The sequence below is a fragment of the Micromonospora sp. DT201 genome, from assembly GCF_049841575.1.
In the GTDB taxonomy this organism is placed as follows: Bacteria; Actinomycetota; Actinomycetes; order Mycobacteriales; family Micromonosporaceae; genus Micromonospora.
Genome location: NZ_JBNCKP010000007.1, coordinates 1 through 18,363, shown reverse-complemented (window position 1 = coordinate 18,363; position 18,363 = coordinate 1). Strand labels below are relative to the sequence as shown.

Annotated in this window: 18 protein-coding genes; 4 read left to right on the top strand and 14 right to left on the bottom strand. The window is 69.5% G+C overall.

Annotated features, from left to right (window positions below):
- The 5 genes from ACLQ28_RS14900 to ACLQ28_RS14880 all read right to left on the bottom strand — a co-directional run.
- Positions 1-453, bottom strand: a 453-nt coding sequence (locus ACLQ28_RS14900; protein ID WP_425686859.1) for an acyl carrier protein, incomplete at its 3' end; no start/stop codon positions are given.
- A 10-nt stretch (positions 454-463) separates the two neighbouring features.
- Positions 464-1,300: a methyltransferase domain-containing protein gene (locus ACLQ28_RS14895; RefSeq protein WP_425686858.1), complete on the bottom strand. Its 837-nt coding sequence runs from the start codon at positions 1,298-1,300 to the stop codon at positions 464-466.
- 36 nt (positions 1,301-1,336) lie between these two features.
- Positions 1,337-2,155: an alpha/beta hydrolase gene (locus ACLQ28_RS14890; RefSeq protein WP_425686857.1), complete on the bottom strand. Its 819-nt coding sequence runs from the start codon at positions 2,153-2,155 to the stop codon at positions 1,337-1,339.
- Entirely contained in the window at positions 2,152-4,491 is a 2,340-nt protein-coding gene (fabD, locus tag ACLQ28_RS14885) for an ACP S-malonyltransferase (protein WP_425686856.1), read from the bottom strand. Before fabD ends, ACLQ28_RS14890 begins: the two co-directional genes overlap by 4 nt.
- Positions 4,488-5,225: a 4'-phosphopantetheinyl transferase family protein gene (locus tag ACLQ28_RS14880; RefSeq protein WP_425686855.1), complete on the bottom strand. Its 738-nt coding sequence runs from the start codon at positions 5,223-5,225 to the stop codon at positions 4,488-4,490. The genes fabD and ACLQ28_RS14880 overlap by 4 nt, the downstream gene beginning before the upstream one ends.
- 408 nt (positions 5,226-5,633) lie before the next feature.
- On the opposite strand from ACLQ28_RS14880, the gene ACLQ28_RS14875 reads away from it, so the two are divergent.
- Positions 5,634-7,520: a Xaa-Pro dipeptidyl-peptidase gene (locus tag ACLQ28_RS14875; protein WP_425686854.1), complete on the top strand. Its 1,887-nt coding sequence runs from the start codon at positions 5,634-5,636 to the stop codon at positions 7,518-7,520.
- A 4-nt stretch (positions 7,521-7,524) separates the two neighbouring features.
- On the opposite strand, the gene ACLQ28_RS14870 is transcribed toward ACLQ28_RS14875, so the two are convergent.
- A complete protein-coding gene (locus ACLQ28_RS14870) occupies positions 7,525-8,658 on the bottom strand; it encodes a hypothetical protein (protein WP_425686853.1) in 1,134 nt (377 codons plus the stop codon).
- Between the two features lie 129 nt (positions 8,659-8,787).
- On the opposite strand from ACLQ28_RS14870, the gene ACLQ28_RS14865 reads away from it, so the two are divergent.
- The 3 genes from ACLQ28_RS14865 to ACLQ28_RS14855 are packed head-to-tail and all read left to right on the top strand — an operon-like array spanning position 8,788 to position 11,745.
- The gene (locus ACLQ28_RS14865; RefSeq protein ID WP_425686852.1) at positions 8,788-9,927 is read left to right on the top strand and encodes a hypothetical protein; all 1,140 of its coding nucleotides are present in this window, start codon (positions 8,788-8,790) and stop codon (positions 9,925-9,927) included.
- Positions 9,928-9,939: 12 nt separating this feature from the next.
- Complete coding sequence (locus tag ACLQ28_RS14860) at positions 9,940-11,049, top strand: sensor histidine kinase (protein ID WP_425686851.1); 1,110 nt, start codon at positions 9,940-9,942, stop codon at positions 11,047-11,049.
- Between the two features lie 51 nt (positions 11,050-11,100).
- Positions 11,101-11,745, top strand: a complete 645-nt coding sequence (locus ACLQ28_RS14855; RefSeq protein ID WP_425686850.1) for a response regulator — start codon at positions 11,101-11,103, stop codon at positions 11,743-11,745.
- A gap of 27 nt (positions 11,746-11,772) precedes the next feature.
- Here ACLQ28_RS14855 and ACLQ28_RS14850 read toward each other — a convergent pair whose 3' ends face one another.
- From ACLQ28_RS14850 to ACLQ28_RS14815, 8 genes are all read right to left on the bottom strand, one after another.
- Positions 11,773-12,606 (bottom strand): homocysteine S-methyltransferase family protein, encoded by an 834-nt coding sequence (locus ACLQ28_RS14850; protein ID WP_425686849.1) that lies wholly within the window; start codon positions 12,604-12,606, stop codon positions 11,773-11,775.
- Positions 12,596-12,721, bottom strand: a complete 126-nt coding sequence (locus ACLQ28_RS14845) for a PLP-dependent transferase (RefSeq protein WP_425686848.1) — start codon at positions 12,719-12,721, stop codon at positions 12,596-12,598. Before ACLQ28_RS14845 ends, ACLQ28_RS14850 begins: the two co-directional genes overlap by 11 nt.
- Positions 12,721-13,032, bottom strand: a complete 312-nt coding sequence (locus tag ACLQ28_RS14840) for an SDR family NAD(P)-dependent oxidoreductase (RefSeq protein ID WP_425686847.1) — start codon at positions 13,030-13,032, stop codon at positions 12,721-12,723. The genes ACLQ28_RS14845 and ACLQ28_RS14840 overlap by 1 nt, the downstream gene beginning before the upstream one ends.
- Positions 13,029-13,586 carry a nuclear transport factor 2 family protein gene (locus tag ACLQ28_RS14835; protein WP_425686846.1) on the bottom strand — a complete coding sequence of 186 codons (558 nt, stop codon included), beginning with the start codon at positions 13,584-13,586 and terminating at the stop codon, positions 13,029-13,031. The genes ACLQ28_RS14840 and ACLQ28_RS14835 overlap by 4 nt, the downstream gene beginning before the upstream one ends.
- Before the next feature lie 127 nt (positions 13,587-13,713).
- Positions 13,714-13,980 (bottom strand): hypothetical protein, encoded by a 267-nt coding sequence (locus ACLQ28_RS14830; RefSeq protein ID WP_425686845.1) that lies wholly within the window; start codon positions 13,978-13,980, stop codon positions 13,714-13,716.
- Positions 13,956-14,534, bottom strand: a complete 579-nt coding sequence (locus tag ACLQ28_RS14825) for a hypothetical protein (protein ID WP_425686844.1) — start codon at positions 14,532-14,534, stop codon at positions 13,956-13,958. Before ACLQ28_RS14825 ends, ACLQ28_RS14830 begins: the two co-directional genes overlap by 25 nt.
- Positions 14,535-14,714: 180 nt before the next feature.
- The gene (locus ACLQ28_RS14820) at positions 14,715-16,223 is read right to left on the bottom strand and encodes a cytochrome P450 (protein ID WP_425686843.1); all 1,509 of its coding nucleotides are present in this window, start codon (positions 16,221-16,223) and stop codon (positions 14,715-14,717) included.
- A 52-nt stretch (positions 16,224-16,275) separates the two neighbouring features.
- Positions 16,276-18,363 (bottom strand): SDR family NAD(P)-dependent oxidoreductase (locus tag ACLQ28_RS14815; protein ID WP_425686842.1); only part of this gene is annotated, 2,088 nt, incomplete at its 5' end.

The following is an 18,363-nucleotide window of genomic DNA, read 5'->3' as shown; positions in this document are numbered from 1 at the left end:
CGGGGTGTCCACGTCGAACACCACCTCGACGCCGAGCTCCAGACCCAACCGGTCGTTGAGCGTCTCCACCAACTCGACAGCGGCCGAGGAGTCCAAACCCTGCTCGACCAGCTCACCCTCCGGGTCCAGCCGATCCACCGGCCGGCCCACCAGGCGACCCAACTCCACCAGGACCACCTCAAGCGGCGTGCCGGGGTCCGGCGCGGCTCGCTGCCCGGCAGCCTGTTCCACAAGGGCGGCCAGCTCGGCCGGGGTGTCCACGTCGAACACCACCTCGACGCCGAGCTCCAGACCCAACCGGTCGTTGAGCGTCTCCACCAACTCGATCGCAGCCGACGAGTCCAGACCCTGTTCGACCAACTCACCCTCGGGATCCAGCCGATCCACCGGCCGGCCTACCAGGCGACCCAGCTCCAGGAGGACGACGTCCAACGGCGTGCGCCCGTGCGGCATACTTCGCTCCTCAACGTGGGCCGTCAGCGGGGCGCGTCTTGCGCCCCGCTGCGGCGTAGAGCTGGCGAATGATCGCGTGGTCGTCGCGGCGGAGCATCGCGCGCCAGCCCACGGTCAGGCGTGCGAGAGTGCGGCTGTCCAGGTAGCCGTCGCGAACGAGTTGCACGGGGATGCCGGAGCCTTCCGAGCGCAGGAAGGCATCGATGCCCGCCACCTGGCTGTGCGCGCTGATCACGTCGAAGCGGATGTCGGCGAATCCGGCGGTACGCAGCAGCGCGGGCAGCTCACGGCCGATTGTGGGATTGCCCCCCTCGTCGCTGCGGGACCGGCAGTAGGCCCTGTAGAGGTCGTCCAGCTCGGGGATGTGCGGGTGGGTCATCACGTGCATCGCGAAGTCGTTGTCGACGATGACCGCGATCCCGTCCGGTCGCAGGATGCGGTGGACCTCGCGGAGGGCAGCCACCGGATCGGCCAGGTGCTCGAGCACCAGCCGCGAGACGACGAAGTCGACGGACTCGTCGGGAAGGCCGGTCTTCTCGATCGACCCCTCCAACAGCGTGACCGTCGGGCCACCGTCGTCGAGCAGTTCGTGGGCCCGCTCCAGAAGCAACGGATCGATGTCCACGCCGGTCAGGGCGAGGTCCGGTTCCGCCGCGCGCAACGCCTTGAGGAGGAAGCCGGGACCGCAGCCGAGGTCGGCGACGGCCATCCCGGCCCGCATCCCGAAACGTCGGTACGCCCCCATCTCGGCGACGGCGAACAGGTCGACCTGAGCGCCCAGCCGTTTGATCTCGGTGGTAACACTCCGGGCGATCCGCCGCACGTCGTACGAACTGTCGTTGCGCATTCGCCTTCCCCATCCGCTGGCGTCTGGTGAGGCGGGTCAGAGCCCGCCGAGGAACTCGTCGATCCGCTCGGCGGCGCGGCGCCAACCGGCGTCGAGCATGACCATGTGCCCGCTGCCGGGGATCAGGACCGCGTCGGTGCGGTAGGCCTGCGCTGTCTGGCGGGCCAGGTGGGGCGGGAACAGCCAGTCGTGCTCGCCGCCCAGCACCAGGACAGGAACCCGTAGGTCGATGGGCACCCGGGCGAACCGACGGGACAGCTCCTTTCCGGCCCGGGTCGACTCCTTCTGGACCCGTCGCACGTAGTCGCGACGCTGCTGCTCGGTGCGAGTGCCGTGGAAGAAGGCGGAGAACGGGAACGTCTCGGCCGCCGCGTCGTCGGCCCGCAGCCGGCCCTGGTGCAGCCGCCACAGCTGCCACATCACCGACCAGCCACCGGCGCGCATCCAGCCCAGGCCGACGCCGGCGCTGATACCGGACGGCGGCGGCGCGGACATGAGCACCGCACCGCGCACCGCGCTGGGCTGCCGGGTGATGATCCGCTGCACGACGGCCGCGCCCATCGAGTGACCGATCAGCACCGGCGGTTCCGGCAGGTCGGACAGCACCGCCTGCACGTCCTCGGCGAAGTCGTCCAGACCGAAGGAGTCCAGTTTCTCGAACCCCTCACTCCCCCCGTGTCCGCGCAGGCTGGGGGCCACGCAGTGGTAGCCCGACGCGGCGAAGTGCGGAAGGAAGTTCTCCTCCCAGCACCACGCCCCGTGGTAGCCGCCGTGCACGAACAGCAGGGTTCCGCAGCGCTCCGGCCCCTGCGGCTCGGCGCTGAGCACCTCCAGCCGGGCCCGTACGGCGGTCACGAACGGCCTCCGTCGGCGGCGGCCAGCACGAGCTCTCCCGGCACCGTGGCACGGCCGGCTCCCGGCCCGTAGGTGGTCAGCCGGTCATTGAGCAGCGCGCTGGTCTCGGCGAGCAGGCGCAGCCCGATGTCGTCGGCGTGCCGGTGCCGCCAGTCCTCCAGCTCGGTGCCCTTTACCCAGGCGTTGAACGCGCCGAGCGCCGGCCCACAGTGCACCTGGTAGTCCACGCGGCCGGCGGGGTCGCCGCGCATCGCCAGGTCCGTCGTGTAGGCGAAGTACCACTTGAAGACGGCGAGCATCCGTTGCTTCGGGCTCAGCCGCTCCCCGGCCGGCCAGTCTCCACCCTTGTACTGCCGCACCAGCTCGAACACGTCGTCGAACGTGCGTCTGAAGTACCGCTGCTCGATCTGCTGGCGGGTCTTCGGGTCGATCGACTCAAGGCTGTCGTGCTGCTGGTAGAGCTGGTACAGCTTGTTGGCGCGGGCAGGGAAGAACACGCCCCTGCGGAGCACCTGGACGCGCGCCCCGATCTCGAACATGTCCCCCGCCGGCGCGTACGCCGTGTCCTGCACACCCATCTGCTGCAGCAGGTCCTTCACCGGCTCGCTGGTGCCCGCCTCCACCGTGCACTGGTTGACGGACCCGGTCACCAGGTAGTCCGCGCCCAGGATCAGGGCGGCGGCCGCGGCCTCCGGGGTTCCGATGCCACCTGCGGCGCCGATGCGTACCCGCTGGTGGTAGCCGTGCTCGGCGGCCAGGTCGTCGCGTAGCCGACCCAGCGCGGGCATCAGCGTGTACGCGACCCCGCCATCGGTGTGGCCGGCCGAGTCCGCCTCCACCGTGAGGTCGTCGGCCATCGGGATTTCGGCGGCCAACCGAGCCTGCTCGTCGGTGATCCGGCCGTCGGTGACCAGCCGTCGCAGCATCTGCTCCGGCGCCGGAGCGAGGAAGGCGCGGGCCACCTCCGGACGCGAGACCTTTGCCATCAGGTGGTGCTCGGCCACCACCCGGCCCTGCGCGTCGCGCCGCAGCCCGAGGCAGCGGTAGCGCACCAGGGCCGGGGAGACGTCCATGAAGGCGGACGCCTCCACCAGCCGGACGCCGTGCCGCAGGTAGCGGTCGACCTGGTCGTCCTCGCCGGCCGGATCGCCCGGGTCGTGCAGGAGGTTGACGCCGAACACCTGGCCGGGTTCGAGTGCCCGGCGCACCTGGGCGATGGCGTCGTCGACCTGGTGCGGCCGCAGGCCTCCGGTGCCCAGAAAACCGAGCATGCCCGCACGCGCCATCCGTATCACCAGGCCGGCCGAGGCGATGCCCCGGTACATCGAACCGCTGACGTACGCGTACCGCAGCCGGTAGTGACGGCGGAACTCTGCGTCGCCGAGCCAGGCAGCGCCCTCGAGGTCGGTCGGATGGTCGTCCGGCGCCGGTGTCCTGCCGGTGGCGGCCGGCTTGGGTGCCGCCTGCCGTTGGTCAGCGGCCGCCGGGGCGCTCTCCCGCCGGATGGCACGCACCAGGCCGGTCAGCACCTTGCCGGGGCCGACCTGCTCGATGTCGTCGACGCCGACGTCGAGCAGGTAACGCACCGTCTCGGTCCAGCGCACCGGCGCGGTGATCTGCTGCGCCAGCAGGTCGGCAACGCCTCCGGCCGGGTACGGCTGGGCGGTGACGTTCGCGATCACCGGAATGCGCGGCGGTGACATCGGCACTGTCGACAGTGCCGCGGCGAACGAATCCGCGGCCTCCCGCATGTATCGGGAGTGGAACGCCCCGCTGACCTTGAGCGGCGTGTACCCGCGCGCACCGGCCGCCTTGAGGATCGGCCCGGCACTCTCGATGTCGGCGCGAAGCCCGGAGAGCACGACCTGGGTGGGCGTGTTGATGTTGGCCAGGTCGATCGTCTCCAGCCCGGCGGCGGCCAACGCTCCGGCGACCTCGTCGGCCGGCAGCCCGAGGACGGCGGCCATCCCACCGCCGCGGGCCATCCCCATCAGCTCGCCGCGCCGGGCGACGAGGCGCAGCCCGACGCCGAAGTCGAAGACGCCGGCGGCGAAGAGGGCGGTGTACTCGCCCACGCTGTGCCCGGCCACGTAGTCGGGCGCACGCCCGGTGGTGGTCAGCCGGTGCAGGTGGTGGAGCACGTTGACGACGTACAGGGCCGGTTGGGTGAACTGGGTCTGGCCCAGCCGGCCGTGCGGGTCGGCGGTGCACAGCTCGACGACGGAGTAGCCGAGGATGCGGTCGGCCTCCGCGGTCAGCTCGGCGAACTCCTCGAAGAGGCCCGCGCCCATCCCGACGGACTGTGATCCCTGGCCGGGGAAGACATAAGCGATCACGGCCATCTCCTCTCGGTCGAACTGTCGACGGCCGATACGCCGACAGCGGCGCGCTGCGAGTGCGCGATGTCGTCAACCAGCGCGGCGGCCAGGGTGCCGTGCAGGCCTGGTGTCGACACGGCGCTGCGGGCGGGCAGGCACAGCGCGAGCACCCAGTCGTCGACCACGAGCACCAGCGCCTTCAAGGACACGATGTGGCGGTACTCCAGCCGCCACCACTCACCCTCGGTGCGCCAGCCCGCCACCTCGAGGACGCTCAGGTCGATGCTCAGGCCGACCCGCAGGAACTTCGCCAGGGCCTCCTTGGCCGTCCAGACGGCGGTGGCGGCCGTGAGCCCGGCCATCCGCAGGCCGGCCGTGATCTCCCGTTCGCCCGGCGTGAGCGTCGTCTGCAGGATGCCGGCCCGGGCGGGGTCCACACGCTCCAGGTCGATGCCGACGGGGTGGGCGACGTCGAACGCGACAGCCGCGCCGACGTGCTGGCTGTGCGCGAGGCTCACCGCGACGCCACAGGTGCCGGGGCCACCCAGCACCGGTTGCTGCAGGGCGCCCGGCTCGACCCAGATCGCCGCCGGCTCCGTTATGCCGCACAGGTGGGTGACGGCCGCCTTGGCAGCCCGGCGACCGGCGAGGTAGTCGGCCCGGCGACGCTCGTGGCGCATCCGCATGAACCGGTGCCGTTCCCGCCGGTGCAGTATCTCCTCGCCGGCGGCCGTCGCCGAGGAACCGCTCATGCTCAGCGCCGCACGGTGGACATTCTCCGAATCGATCAAGGAGATGGAATGCGCAGTGGACAACTCAAGCATTGAACATCCAGCCGGGTTGAAAGGTCGTCCTCGTCCGCCGCACGGCGGGGTGCCGTTCCATCGACAACTCTAGAAGCACTGATTCGTTGGGGACAACCCCTCTAACAGAATTCGCCGACGATTCGCCAATCGGAAGCCGTCACACTGGGGAAACCGCGCCGAAACGGGCTCCGCATCAAAGCCTAGTATATGCACAACTGACAATTCGAAAGATTGAAAGCGCCGTTGACGCCAATTTAGGAATTAGGCGAGAATACCCTCCCGGGAACTGCGGTGGTGATTCAGTTCACCTCCGCCGTGCCGAACTTTCTCACCAACCTGCGGGCGGGGAGCACGATGAGACGTTGGACTGCACCAGCTGTCGTCGCGGTGGTGACGAGCCTGGCCACGTTGCTTGGCACGGCCCCGGTTGCCGCGACCCCGCCCGGCCCTGCTGTTCGCTCGGGCGTGACGCAGCCGATCTTCTCGTACGCGGACGCAATTCGGGAGACGGTCTACGTCGAGTCCAGCGTCGATGGTGACCGCGATGGCCGTCCGGACCGGATCGCCGCCGACGTCATCCGGCCACGCGCGACAGCACTCGGCCTGCGGGTGCCCGTGATATTCGAGTCCAGCCCCTACTACGCCTGCTGTGGCCGGGGCAACGAGAATGAGAAGAAGCAGGCCGTTACCGACGGCGACCCGTCCTTCTTCCCGCTCTACTACGACAACTACTTCGTCCCGCGCGGATACGCCGTGGTTCTCGCCGACCTGTCTGGTACGCGGGCTTCCGAGGGCTGCGTCGACCTGGGCGGCCCGAACGAGATCCAGGGCGCCAAGGCGGTCGTCGACTGGTTGAACGGACGCGCTCCGGCGTACCGGAACGACGGCAGCGCGGTCACCGCCACCTGGAGCACCGGCCGGGTGGGCATGATCGGCAAATCGTGGGACGCCGGCACCGTGAACGGCGTGGCCGCCACCGGCGTGGCCGGCCTCCGGACGATCGTCCCGATCGGCGGCCCGGCGAGCTGGTACGACTACCACCGCGACGGTGGCCTGCCGATCCAGCCGCCCTGGCCTCGCCCAGCGCAGATGTTCGACCAGGTCAATGGGCGTCCGGCCGAGACGTGCGCCGACTCACGCGCCGTACTTGAGACCGCACCGGACGACGCCACCGGCAACTACAACAGTTTCTGGGCGGCACGCGACTACCTCCGTAACGCCGATCGGGTGCGGGCAAGCGTCCTGCTGGTGCACGGGCTCAACGACTGGAACGTCGACCCGGAGCACGTCGGCGCCTGGTGGGACGCCCTCGGCCGCAACGCCGTCCCGCGCAAGCTCTGGTTGTCCCAGGTCGGGCACGCGGAGCCGTTCGACTTTCGCCGTGAGCAGTGGATGAGCACCCTGCACCGCTGGTTCGACTTCTGGCTCTACGGCATACCGAACCGAATCATGAGCGAACCCGTCGCGGACATCGAGCACGCTCCCGGCCAGTGGAGCCAGCACCGTAGCTGGCCGGACCGGCGGGCCACCCCGGTGACGGTACGGCTGGGCTCGGGCGCACCTGACGTTTCCGGTGTCCTGACAAGTGGTCCGGTCGACGCCGCCACCCGCACCTTCACCGACGATCCCGCGCAACGCGAGGCGGCGATGGTGGAGAACGAGCAGACCGTGACACCCGGCCGACTGGCCTTCCTCTCGCCGGTGCTCACCCGACCCGTTCGGATCTCCGGCACCTCGTACACGCGCCTCACCGCCCGGGTGAACGACACCGACACGAACTTCGCCGTCAAGCTTGTCGACTACGGAACCGCCACCCGGGTGGTCACCGGCCTGGTGTTCGACAACGGCGTCCCGGCCTGGTCGGAAGGGTTGGTCACGCTCGACACCGAGAGCTGCTGGGGAGCCAGCACCCCGGCTGACGAGCCGTGTTACCGGGAGACCGCCGAGCGCACCGCCGCCACTCCCTACGACATCGTGACCCGGGGATGGCTCGACGCCAAGAACCGTGAGTCCCTGCTTGTCGAGTCCCCCCTGACGCCGGGGCAGACCTACGACTTCACAGTCCCGCTCCAGGTCGACGACCACGTCTTCCCTGCCGGCCACCGCATCGGCGTGGTGGTGGCCGGCAGCGACCCGTTCTGGACCCGGCCCGACACGAACCGCGCCCAGGTCACGCTGGACCTTCAGTCCAGCAGCATCCGCCTACCCGTCGTGGGGGGCGTCGCCAGCCTCGGCTTCTAGACCGTCAGTCGGAGTCCTGGTGCGCCAGCTGTCGACGGATCGGCTCGTCGGCAGGCGCCCCAGGCTCGGACGGGGCGTAGCGGTGGTAGTAGCCGGCGAGTGCGACAGCCAACGAGATCGACCACAGCGGAAACAGGCACCAGCCCAGACCACCGGCGCCCCAGTACGCCCAGTCGTAGACCGGCTCGCCCCACAGTTGGAACGTGTCGAGCTGGCCGGGCAGGTGCACGCCCAGCTGCCCCAGCAGCAGCCCACGGCCGAACACGAAGATGGCGATGACTGCCGACCCGCCGAGCATCAGCGGGAACCACATCGGTACGACCCGGCCTCGCAGCCAGGGAATCCAGCGTGGGAACACCCTGCCCCACCGACAGAGCAACCCGGAGGTCAGCACGACGCCACCCAGTGCGAACGACGCGAGGGTCGGCTCGATGTACACGTTCTCCGGCTGGTTGCGAAGCAGGGACACGACGAAGGGCTCCGGTGCTCCGACGGCCCAACCTCGGGACCACGCCAGCCGGATCAGCGCGTAGGGCAGCGGGCACACCATCGCGACGTAGGTGGCGATCCTGCCCGCCCGAACCCACTGGGCGGCTCGGCGACGGCGCAGATCTCGCGAGTCGGGGTCGCTGCTGCCGCCGGCGTAGGCGATGCTCGCCAGGAGGAACAGGGCCGCGCCGGCCGCCATGGCGACCTGAAACAGCGTCGGCCAGTCCGCCCTCAGCCAGGCGATCGGGAGAAAGCCCAGCGGGGGCAGCAGCGCGATCATCCGTCCGTCCAGTACGACGAGCACGATCACCGCAGCGACGCTGACGCCGCCGACGATCGCGGGTCTCCGTCGGCCTGGGGAACGATCACGCACGTCGAGCTGCCAGGCCACGGCGAGCGCCACCACGCCGAACACGGTGATGAGCGGGCCACCCGCGTCCCGCTCCAGGCCGGCCAGCAGCGAGGAGTAGTCCGGCCCGGTGCTGTCGTTACGCCCGAACGGGTAGCCGGCGCCGCCGAGGGACCAGAAGACGCCCATCGCGATGAGGAACCAGGCGAACCCGCTCGCCGCGGCAGGTACCCACCGCCGCCAGGACCGCCACCCGCCGTGCACCGCCGCCGATGCTGTCACTGCTGTCACTGCTGCCATGACGGTCAGTCTCGAATACCGGGGATGGGCTCGGCATCTGCCTGGAGGGGTGGACCGGTGGCGTCGAGCGGGTCCACCTCTGCCTGTCGGGCGACGCGCGCGTACGTGGCACCCGGGCAGGATCGACTCATGCGAAGGCGACAGTTGACATCCGTGCTTGTGGCGTTCCTCCTCGCCGGGATCACCATGGTGGTGCTACCTCGATACGGCAACACCGACGGCTGGCGGGACACGTTCAGCCCTGCTCTTCCTCCGCCGAGCGGATCGCACGACGTGGGCGTACGGCGGATGCGGGTCGTGGACCACGACCGCCGCGACCCGTGGCTCCCGGACAGCGACCGGACGGTGATGCTCGACGTGCACTACCCGGCCGACGGCGGGTCCAGGCCGTTGACGCACTACACCGTGGCGTCCGTCATGACCGAGTTCGGCTGCCTCGCCTGGGCGCCCGGCGAGGAGCAGCGCCTGGGACTGCTGCCGGACGACGTCAACTGGAGGTTTCGCACCCGTTCCCACGAGTGGGCGCCGCCCGCGGGTGGTTCCTTCCCCGTGCTGGTCGGCTCACCTCCACCGGGGATGATGCGCACGGCGTACACAGGCATCGCCGAGGAACTGGCGAGCCAGGGGTACGTGGTCGTCACCGTCGACCACCCGTTCGACGCTCCGGTGGTCGATCTCTATCCCACCCGGCGGGTGATCGAGCCGACCGACGCCGTCGCCACCGTCCAGCGCCGCGACGCCGACACGGCCAGGGTCGCCGACCTCGCGTTCGTCACGAGGGGGCTCGCCGGCCTGGACCCGCAGTTGACCGGGGTGATGGACCTGCGGCGGATCGGTCTCTTCGGCTGGACGGGCTCGGACGTCACCCAACGAGCGCAGCTCGCCGGCCTACCCGGTGTGTCAGGCATCGCGGACACGACCGGCACCGCCGGTGTCACAGGCACCGATGCGATGCCACTGCTCATCGTCGGTGGCTCGCCCAACGCCGATCGCAGCAGTCTCCAGCGCCCCGGCTGGCGGGCCACAGTGACCATCCCCGGCGCGTCCGCACTGTCGCTCACCGACGACGGTGTGATCCTGGCGCAGATCGCGGAGCGCTACCCGCGTACACAACCGGTCGTGCGGCAGGACATCGGTACGGCCCAGCCGCTGGCGTACCGCACCGTCCGCCGCGCGCTTGTCAGCTTCTTCGACCACCACCTGAGCGGTGCGCCCGACGGCACGTTCGCCATGGAATCGGGCGTCACAGTCGACCTGGTCTCGTCGTGAGACGCTGACCGCATGAGACGGCTCGCATGGGTGGCCGCCGGGGTCGTCACCCTCCTGGCGCCCTGGTACGGCCAGCCGGCCGCGCTGCGGCTGACCGCGTGGATCTCGGTACTCGCCACGACGTTGGCGATCTCGTCGCCCCGGCTGGCCCGCGTACCACTCGGCGCCGCGGCGGCCGTCGTCTCGGTGGCTGGCAGCCTCTGGGCCTGGCGGTTCCTCGGGTACGACTTCGTCGACGAGGGCAACGACTCCAGCAAGGTGCTGCTGTGGACCACGATCGAGGTCGGCGCGCTGACCGCCCTCGGTGTCGCGCTGACCCGCAACGCCGGCCGGCCCGGCCGACTTGTCGGAGGGCTCCTGCTGGTGCCCGGCGCGGCGGTCGGCTTTCGGCTTCTGCCCGAGGCCGCCCACGGAGAGCAGCTGTTCCTGAGCGCTCTGGGCGCCGTCACGGTGTTCGCGGGAGCGCTGCTCGGTCACTACCTTCGCGGGCTCGACGAGCTCCGGGTGGCCCTCGTGGAGCAGGCCCGAGCGGAGCAACGTCGCCGGGTGGCCGCGGACCTGCACGACTACGTCGCTCATGACATCGCTGGCATCGCGGTCGTGGCGCAGTCAGCGCGGATCGTCGGCGCGAGCGATCCCGGCGCACTTATCGAGCAGGTCGAGCAGACCGCTGCCCGTGCCCTGCGACGTCTCGACCGCAGCATCCGGTTGATGCGGGACGACGATGAGCGGACGGCGCCCCAGTACGGCCTCGCCGACGTACCGGACCTTGTCGACGCCCACCCGCTCCCCACCGAGCTGACCGTGGCCGTTGCGGAACGCGACGACATCTCCGCAGCGCTCCAGGCCACCGCGTATCGGGTGATATCCGAGGCGCTCACGAACGTGGCGCGGCACGCGCGCCCCACCGCCCCGGTGCGGGTGTCGGCGATCCAGCGGGACGGACAGCTCGACATCGTCGTAGCCAACGACCTACCGACCCGCGCGACGCCACCGCGTGCCACGGGTTCCGGCGCTGGCCTGGCCTCCCTTCGCGCCCGCGTGGAGGCACTCGACGGGACCATGCGTGCCGGTGTCGAGGACGGATCGTGGCAGGTGCACGTCACGCTGCCCATAGACTGACTCGGTGCCTACGCTCACACATCTACGGCTGGGTGTCCGGCAGGCGACTCGATGACCACAGTCGTGATCGCCGACGACCACGACATGGTCCGGCACGGTTTCCGGATGGTGTTGTCGGCGCAACCCGACCTCACGATCGTCGGCGAGGCCAGCAACGGCAACGCCGCCTGGGACCTGGTCCGGCGTTTGCGCCCTGCGATTCTGCTGGCGGACATCAGGATGCCCGGAATCGACGGCCTCGAACTCGTCCGCCGCATCGCCACAGCACCCGAGCTGGAGACCAGGGTGATCGTGGTGACCACCTTCAACGAGGACGAGTACGTCACCAGGGCGTTGCGGGACGGTGCGAGTGGCTTCCTCCTGAAGATCTCCGCACCGGGGTTGCTCGTCGAGGCCGTCCGCGCCGCGCTGGTCGGCAATTCCCTGATCAGCCCCGAGGTCACCGTCCGCCTGCTGGAACGGCTCAAAACCGGCCGCGAACCGCTCCAGGCGGACCCCCCGCTGACCCCACGCGAACGTGACGTCGCCAAGCTCGTGGCACGCGGGCTGAGCAACGAGGAAATCGGTGCGCAACTCCACATCTCGCCCGGCACCATCAAGACCCACGTCACCCACATCTCCATGAAACTCGGCAACGTCACTCGCGTACGCATAGCCGCATGGGCCTGGGAATCCGGCCTGGTTTCACGTCTCTGACCGGCTGACAACGGGATCGGCTCGCCGTCAGGTGGCGGCCGCCCGGCCCGACGCACGCCGTCCGCCGAGCCGCGCGGCCAGGGCCTCGATGTGCTCGGGTGTCGTCCCGCAACACCCGCCCACCACGCCGAGTTGGTACCGCTCCACCCAGTCGGCAGCCGTCCCGGCGAACCCGTCCGGCCCGTCGCGTACCGGCACGTACTGATCCACCGGCATGTTCTCCGGCAGGCTCGACCGGTCCTCCACGTTCGCGTCCTCGACCCGGCGCGCGGCGTCGGCGATGGGCTCGCCGGAGAGCAGCCGACCGCCGTCACCGCAGACGAAGCTCACGAAGGTCCGCAGGCCACGTCGGGTGGACGCCCGTGCGGCCGTCAGGGCCTCCCGGCTCGTGTTCATCGTCTCCACCAGGATCAGATCCACCTCGGTGTCGGCGAGCGCGCCCAGGAGCCAGTCATGCTCCACCCGCAACGTGCGGTCGTCGGGGACCAGGCTCGGCTGGTAGCAGTCCTCCAGTGGCGCCACGCTCGCGGCGACCGACACCTGCCGGTCGGCCGTCTTGCTCGCCGCCACGGCGTCCGCCACGGCCCTCTGCACGTACGTGACTGCCAGCTCCGCACTCACGCCAGCCCGTTCGAGGGCCCGCAGGTTCGTCCGGAAGGTGTTGGCGGTGAGCACATCCGCACGGGCCGCCACGTACGCCGCGTGCACCTGACGCAGCAACCGACGGTCGGACTCGTCGCGCAGCGCCGCGGTGGTCCACCACGGCGAGCACACGCTGAGACCGGCCCGTTGGAGTTCGGTGGCCAAACCACCGTCGAGCAGCAGCGGCGCCCCTGCCGTACCGGACCCCTCAGAGGGCATCCGTCAGATCCTTGGCCAGATCCTGGGGGTCCTCGATGCCGAGCGACAGCCGGACGATGTTGTTCGTGATACCGAGCCGGAGGCGGTCCTGCTCAGGAATCGGGCGGTGCGTCATCAGTGCTGGGCAGTTTCTTCGATCGTGCCGGCCAGACCGAAACCTGCATTGTTCACCAAAAAGCCGACCGACCCGTGGTCGCGGACCACGCGGTCCACGGCGGCCCGGGCGGAACTCTCGTCGGTGACGTCCAACTCCAACGTGCCCAGCCCGGCCGCCGCGAGATCGGTGATCCGGTCGAGCCGGCGGGCCGTCGCGTACACCGGAAAGCCCGCCTGGTGAAGTCGCAGCGCGATGGCTCGCCCGATGCCCGACGAACCGCCCGTGACGGGCGCGGCGGGCGGGGCCGCCCGGCGCGATGCCTCGGTCACGACGTGCGGGACCCTTGGGTGGCGCCGTCATCCGTGATCGGTGCCGCGTGAGCTTCGGCGTTGCCCGCCATCGCCACCGCGTCGAGCGCTCGCTGCAGCGTCACGGTGTCCTCCAAGGTGCGGATCTTGGTGATCTTTCCCCAGCGCATGTGCAGGATCTGGTTCACCGTGTTCTCGTAGCGGGTGCCGTCCGGCAGGGGCCCGGAGACGTGAGCCACGGTGGCGATCCGGGTGAACCACGGGCCACCGGCCACGATGACCTCGTCGACCTCGAAGCGGGCGTCCGGGATCAGCCTGAACACCCGCTCCCACCACAGCCGCATCGCCGCGACCGTGCGCCGCTCACCGGACAGGGCGTGGGAACCGTAGAAGCGGTAACTGAACTCGGGAGCGAGCGACGCGAGCATCGGCTCGTAATTTCCCTTATTAATATCGGCAAATACTGCACGGACCTTCGAAGCGACAATGCGATGGTACACAAGAGCCTCCGTAGGCTGGCCCCCGACGTCGCCAGCGCAACCGCTGCAGACATCCATGTCGACGCGATTATTCATCAGTCATCAACGCGTCGCAACGCCCTCCACATCGAATTCCAGATCGAATTCTTGGTTATCCCGCCCGACATCCCGATTGGGCTTGCGATGCGATGTCATCTCGACGGCGAATCGCACGCCGATCCACCTAGTAGGCGTAGGGCACTGCCGCCACCTCCATGGCGAACCCGGTGCGTACGTCCAGTGTGGTCACTGTCAGCGTCCCGGAGACCCGTTGCACGGCCGGTTCGTCCGGTGTGAACGTCACAGTGATCCGGCCGCTCTGTCCCGCTGCCAGCGTCAGCGGCGTGTACGGCTCGGTCGCCCCCTCCACCACCCGCCGCCAGTGGTTCCCCGTCGACGACGTGATCCGCCCGTCGAAGAGTCGGGTCAGGGCGGTCGCCGTGCAGTCCACCCGGGCGGCGGCTGAGGCGTCGGGCCGAACGGGCCGGCGCGGTTGGCGTTGCAGATCCAGGTCGTCGCCGCCACCTCGGGTGACTCGACCACCACCTCCGACCGCCGGCCGGCGCTTCCGGCCAGGTCCGGGTCACCGACGTAGTAGCCGTTCTCGCCGTACGGCTGCGTGTCCACCACGTGCGGCACAGCGTCCAGCCGGGGGTCCACGAAGTACGAGGCGGGTGCCGTACCGGTGTTGGTGATCGTGAGGGTGGCCTGGACCGGACGGCCCGCCGGCGGTACGGCACCCGTCGGCACGCCGGCCGCCACGACCCGCATCGGCGCGAATCCCACCCGACCGTGGAACGGTTGGCTGGTCCGAACAGTGGCGGTCGGCGCGGTGAGCACAAGCACCACCGTCCACCGGCCCGCCTGCGGGGCACGCCGGTGCAGGTCCAGCCGGGGTGGCGCCGCTGTCCCCGCCGAGCGGGAACTGCTGGCCGCGAGCGGCATCCCGGCCGGGTCGACGAGCAGGCCCCAGACCTCCAGCCCCGGGTCGCCGCCGGTGCGCACCGATACGGTCAGCGCCGGCTGCCCGGCGGGTACGTCGTGCCGTCCGCCTTAAGCTCGGCACGAATTGCCGGTAGTTGATCGCAGGCCGTACGTTTGACAGACCCACACAGTGGGCGGGGCCCTCTTCGGCTGAACCCGAAGAGGACCCGGCACGAGTCCCCGGCACGTAGTTTCCGGCGATCAGACTCCGGCCCTGCTCACCGGCGCTTCCCGGGGCCGCAGGATGAGGCGCGCGCCGTGCTCGGGCACAGTGACGACAATCCGGCTCCGGGTCCCCTCGGGGCGCGGGTCGGCCCGGTGCAGCTCGTACCGGCTCAGCACCTCGCGGATCACGGTCTTCATCTCCATGAGGGCGATCCGGTCACCGAGGCAGCGGATCCGGCCACCGCCGAACGGAATCCAGGTGTAGGTGCCGGGCTTAACGCCGAGGAACCGCTCCGGACGGAACACGTCAGGATCCGGGTAGAGATTGGGATCCCGGTTCATCAGGTAGGCACTTGCCCACAGGTGCATCCCGGGCTCGTACCGCACCCCACCGATCTCGATCGGCTTCATCACCTCGCGGGGAATGATCTGCGGGATCGACGGCCGCAGGCGCAGCACCTCGTTGACCGTCGCGGTCAGGTACTCGTCGCTCTCCCCCGCGTCGATCTCGGCAACGAGCCGCTCCCGGGCCTCGGTGGCGTGGCTCAGGTACTCAAAGGACCAGGTGATGGCCGCGACGGTCGTCTCGGTGCCTGCGAGGAAGATCGTCATCATCTCGTCGCGTACCTCCCGCATGCTCAGCGGGGAGCCGTCCTCATGGGTGATACCGAGGAGCACGGCCAGCATGTCGTCGCCGGTCTCGCCCGACTTACGCCGATCCTCGATGGTCTCCATGATCAGCGCATCAGCCTTCTCCCGTAGCTGGAGGAAGGTGTGCAGACCGAGGGGCCGGAACGCGGTCAGCACCTTCACCGCGGCCGGCGGCATCTTGTGGATCATCATCGCCGAACCGACGCTGTCGTTGAAGCGCATCATCCCGGTCAACAGATCCAGCAGTGCCGGCCACTGCTTCGGCACCACCCGACCGTAGATCACCTCACGGATGACGTTGAGCGTGAACCGGTGGATCAACGGGTGCAGTGGGGCCGCCTGCCCGGTCTGCCAGCCGGCGATGTCCTTCTTCGCCATCTCGACGATCGAGGCCTCGATGCGCTCGAGCGCCGAACCGTGGAAGCTCGGCATGAGCAGCTTGCGCCGGACCCGGTGCTTCTCCTCGTCGAGCCACGCGAGCCCGGTCTGGCCGAAGTACTTCTCCAGGGTCGCCGAACCGAAGCCGGTGTGCAGGACGTCGGCCGGAGCCAGGAACATCTGCCGCACCTCGTCCGGGTCCGAGATCACGTACACGGCCCGGGGAGGGATCCTGATGCTGACCTTGAATCGGCTGCCGTACTTCTTGTGGTTCTCCTCCACGAAGGCCGCCGGCCGCCGCCAGTATGAGACGAGCTGCTGCAGGGCATGCTTGTTCGACCCAGGTAGCGAGTCGGCGGGGATTGGCGCCCGCTGCGGCGCGGCGGCTGCCTTCGGGGCGGCAGAGCCACCCGCGGTGTGGTCGACCGGACACCTCTCAGCCGGCGCGGTCGCTCCCACGCCCTGGCCCGCCTCGCTGTCCTGTGCCCCGTCAAGGGTCGGCTTGGAAACATCCATCTCTTGATATCCCTTCTCAAACATCACGTGGTGATGGAACGGCTCGCGTCGGTCACGCCTTGATCCATCCTTCGGTCGCCTCGGCGGTCTCCGGGGCGACCGTCTCGATCAGAGCGAAGTGGTCACCGGCCACCACAACCTGGTCGTCGGTCACGTCCCACGCCGGCCAGTCGGCTCCGGCACTCTCACCGAGCGGTCTGCCCGCACGAATCAACAGGCTCCGGGCGGCGATCCGCTCGGGGCGGTGCTCGGCCAGCAGCCGCATGTAGGTGCCCATGGTGAGCCAGCTGGCGTCGTCGATCACATGGGCGTCGTCCTCGCGCTCCAGGATCTCCGTCATCACCAGGGAGAAGACCCGGTTGGTGCCCTCCCCGCTCTCCGGCATCGGAGTATCGATCATGACGACGCCCTCGGGAGCGACGCCCGCCTCCTCGAACCAGGCAGCCAGGGAGTGGGCGATGACGCCTCCCGTCGAATAGCCGACCAGCACGAAGGGATCGTCACCGACTACCTGACGGATCGACGTCGCCAGCACCTCGATGGCTGCGTCCCACGTGACCGGCACCGGCTCGGTGCCCCGGAACCCCGGCAACGAGCAGGCGAAGACGTCACGGGCATCCTCGAAGCGCTCGGCGAACCGCATGAACTGGTGTGGGCTGGAGCCGACGACGAAGGAGGGTAGACACACGAGCTTCGGCAGTGCGCTGCCCGAGGCGAGTCGGACGACATACCCAGCGTCGTCACCCAGATCCTTCGACGACGCGAAGGCGGGACGGAACCGTGACGCCTCGGTCAGCAACGACACCGTCTGCGCGATCGACCCTGCGGCGTAGGCGTGGCGCAGGAGAGTGCCGAACGTGCCCGGTTCGCCGTGCGGCACGCCGACCTCGGCGGGTACGGTCCCCGCCCCCGCTGCACCGACCTCGGTCAGCAGAAGCTGGGTGACCGCCGACGAACTCGGATGGTCAAACACCAACGTCGACGGCAACCGCACCCCACTGACCTGCGTCAACCGGTTCCGCAACTCAACGGCGGCAAGGGAGTCGAAACCGAGTTCCTTGAACGCCCGGTCCGGATCCACCGCCTCGGCCGAAGCGTGCCCCAACACGGCCGCGACCTGCGCACGTACCAGCTCGAGCACGACCTTCTCCCGATCGCCCTCGGGCACCCCGGCCAACCGCTGGGTGAGCGAGCCGGCCGCGGTCGAGCCGCGTTGGGCCGCCGACCGGACCAGTCCACGTAGCAACGCCGGCAGCATGCCCGACCGGGCCTGGGCGCCTAGCGCGCCGGTATCGAGCACGACAGGAACAAGCAGCGCCTCGTCGAGCTGCTGGGCCTGGTCGAACAACTCCAGACCAAGCTCGTTGGACAACGCACCAATGCCGGTGCGCCCCAGGCGGACGAGCTCGGCCTCATTCAAACCACCGGTCATCCCGGTAGCGTCCGCCCACAATCCCCACGCCAGTGACGTCGCCGGTAGACCCGCCGCCCGACGACTCGCCGCCAAAGCGTCCAAGAAGGCGTTCGCTGCCGCGTAGTTGCCCTGCCCCGGGCTACCAATCAACGCCGCAACCGAGGAGAACAGCACGAACGCCGACAACTCCAGACCAGCGGTCAACTCATGCAAATGCACTGCCGCGTCGACCTTCGGAGCCATCACCCGCCGCACCTGCTCCGACGTCAACGACTCCACCACACCGTCATCCAACACACCAGCCGCATGAACCACCGCGGTCAACGGATGCTCCACCGACGCAATCAGCGCCGCGACCTGCTCCCGATCCGCCACATCACACGCCACCACCCGAGCCGACGCACCCAACCCCGCCAACTCGTCAACCAACTCCCGCACACCATCAGCCGCCAGACCACGACGGCTGACCAACACCAGATGCCGCACCCCGTACGCGGTGACCAAATGCCGGGCGAACAACGCCCCCAACCCACCCGTACCACCAGTCACCACCACCGTGCCGCCCGGATCCAACGGCGCCGGAACCGTCAGAACCACCTTGCCGGTGTTACGCCCCTCCCGCAGATAACGGAACGCCTCCGCACCCCGCCGCACGTCCCACACCCGAACCGGCGAGTGCCTCAACACACCCCGCTCGAACAAGGCCACAATCTCGGTCAACATCTC

Bases quoted from the DNA above. Each gene is read 5' to 3' on its own strand.
- ACLQ28_RS14895 (WP_425686858.1), bottom strand. From the start codon at position 1,300: ATGCGCAACGACAGTTCGTACGACGTGCGGCGGATCGCCCGGAGTGTT.
- ACLQ28_RS14880 (WP_425686855.1), bottom strand. From the start codon at position 5,225: ATGAGCGGTTCCTCGGCGACGGCCGCCGGCGAGGAGATACTGCACCGG.
- ACLQ28_RS14875 (WP_425686854.1), top strand. From the start codon at position 5,634: ATGAGACGTTGGACTGCACCAGCTGTCGTCGCGGTGGTGACGAGCCTG.
- ACLQ28_RS14870 (WP_425686853.1), bottom strand. From the start codon at position 8,658: ATGGCAGCAGTGACAGCAGTGACAGCATCGGCGGCGGTGCACGGCGGG.
- ACLQ28_RS14865 (WP_425686852.1), top strand. From the start codon at position 8,788: ATGCGAAGGCGACAGTTGACATCCGTGCTTGTGGCGTTCCTCCTCGCC.
- ACLQ28_RS14860 (WP_425686851.1), top strand. From the start codon at position 9,940: ATGAGACGGCTCGCATGGGTGGCCGCCGGGGTCGTCACCCTCCTGGCG.
- ACLQ28_RS14855 (WP_425686850.1), top strand. From the start codon at position 11,101: ATGACCACAGTCGTGATCGCCGACGACCACGACATGGTCCGGCACGGT.
- ACLQ28_RS14850 (WP_425686849.1), bottom strand. From the start codon at position 12,606: ATGCCCTCTGAGGGGTCCGGTACGGCAGGGGCGCCGCTGCTGCTCGAC.
- ACLQ28_RS14845 (WP_425686848.1), bottom strand. From the start codon at position 12,721: ATGACGCACCGCCCGATTCCTGAGCAGGACCGCCTCCGGCTCGGTATC.
- ACLQ28_RS14835 (WP_425686846.1), bottom strand. From the start codon at position 13,586: ATGAATAATCGCGTCGACATGGATGTCTGCAGCGGTTGCGCTGGCGAC.
- ACLQ28_RS14820 (WP_425686843.1), bottom strand. From the start codon at position 16,223: ATGGATGTTTCCAAGCCGACCCTTGACGGGGCACAGGACAGCGAGGCG.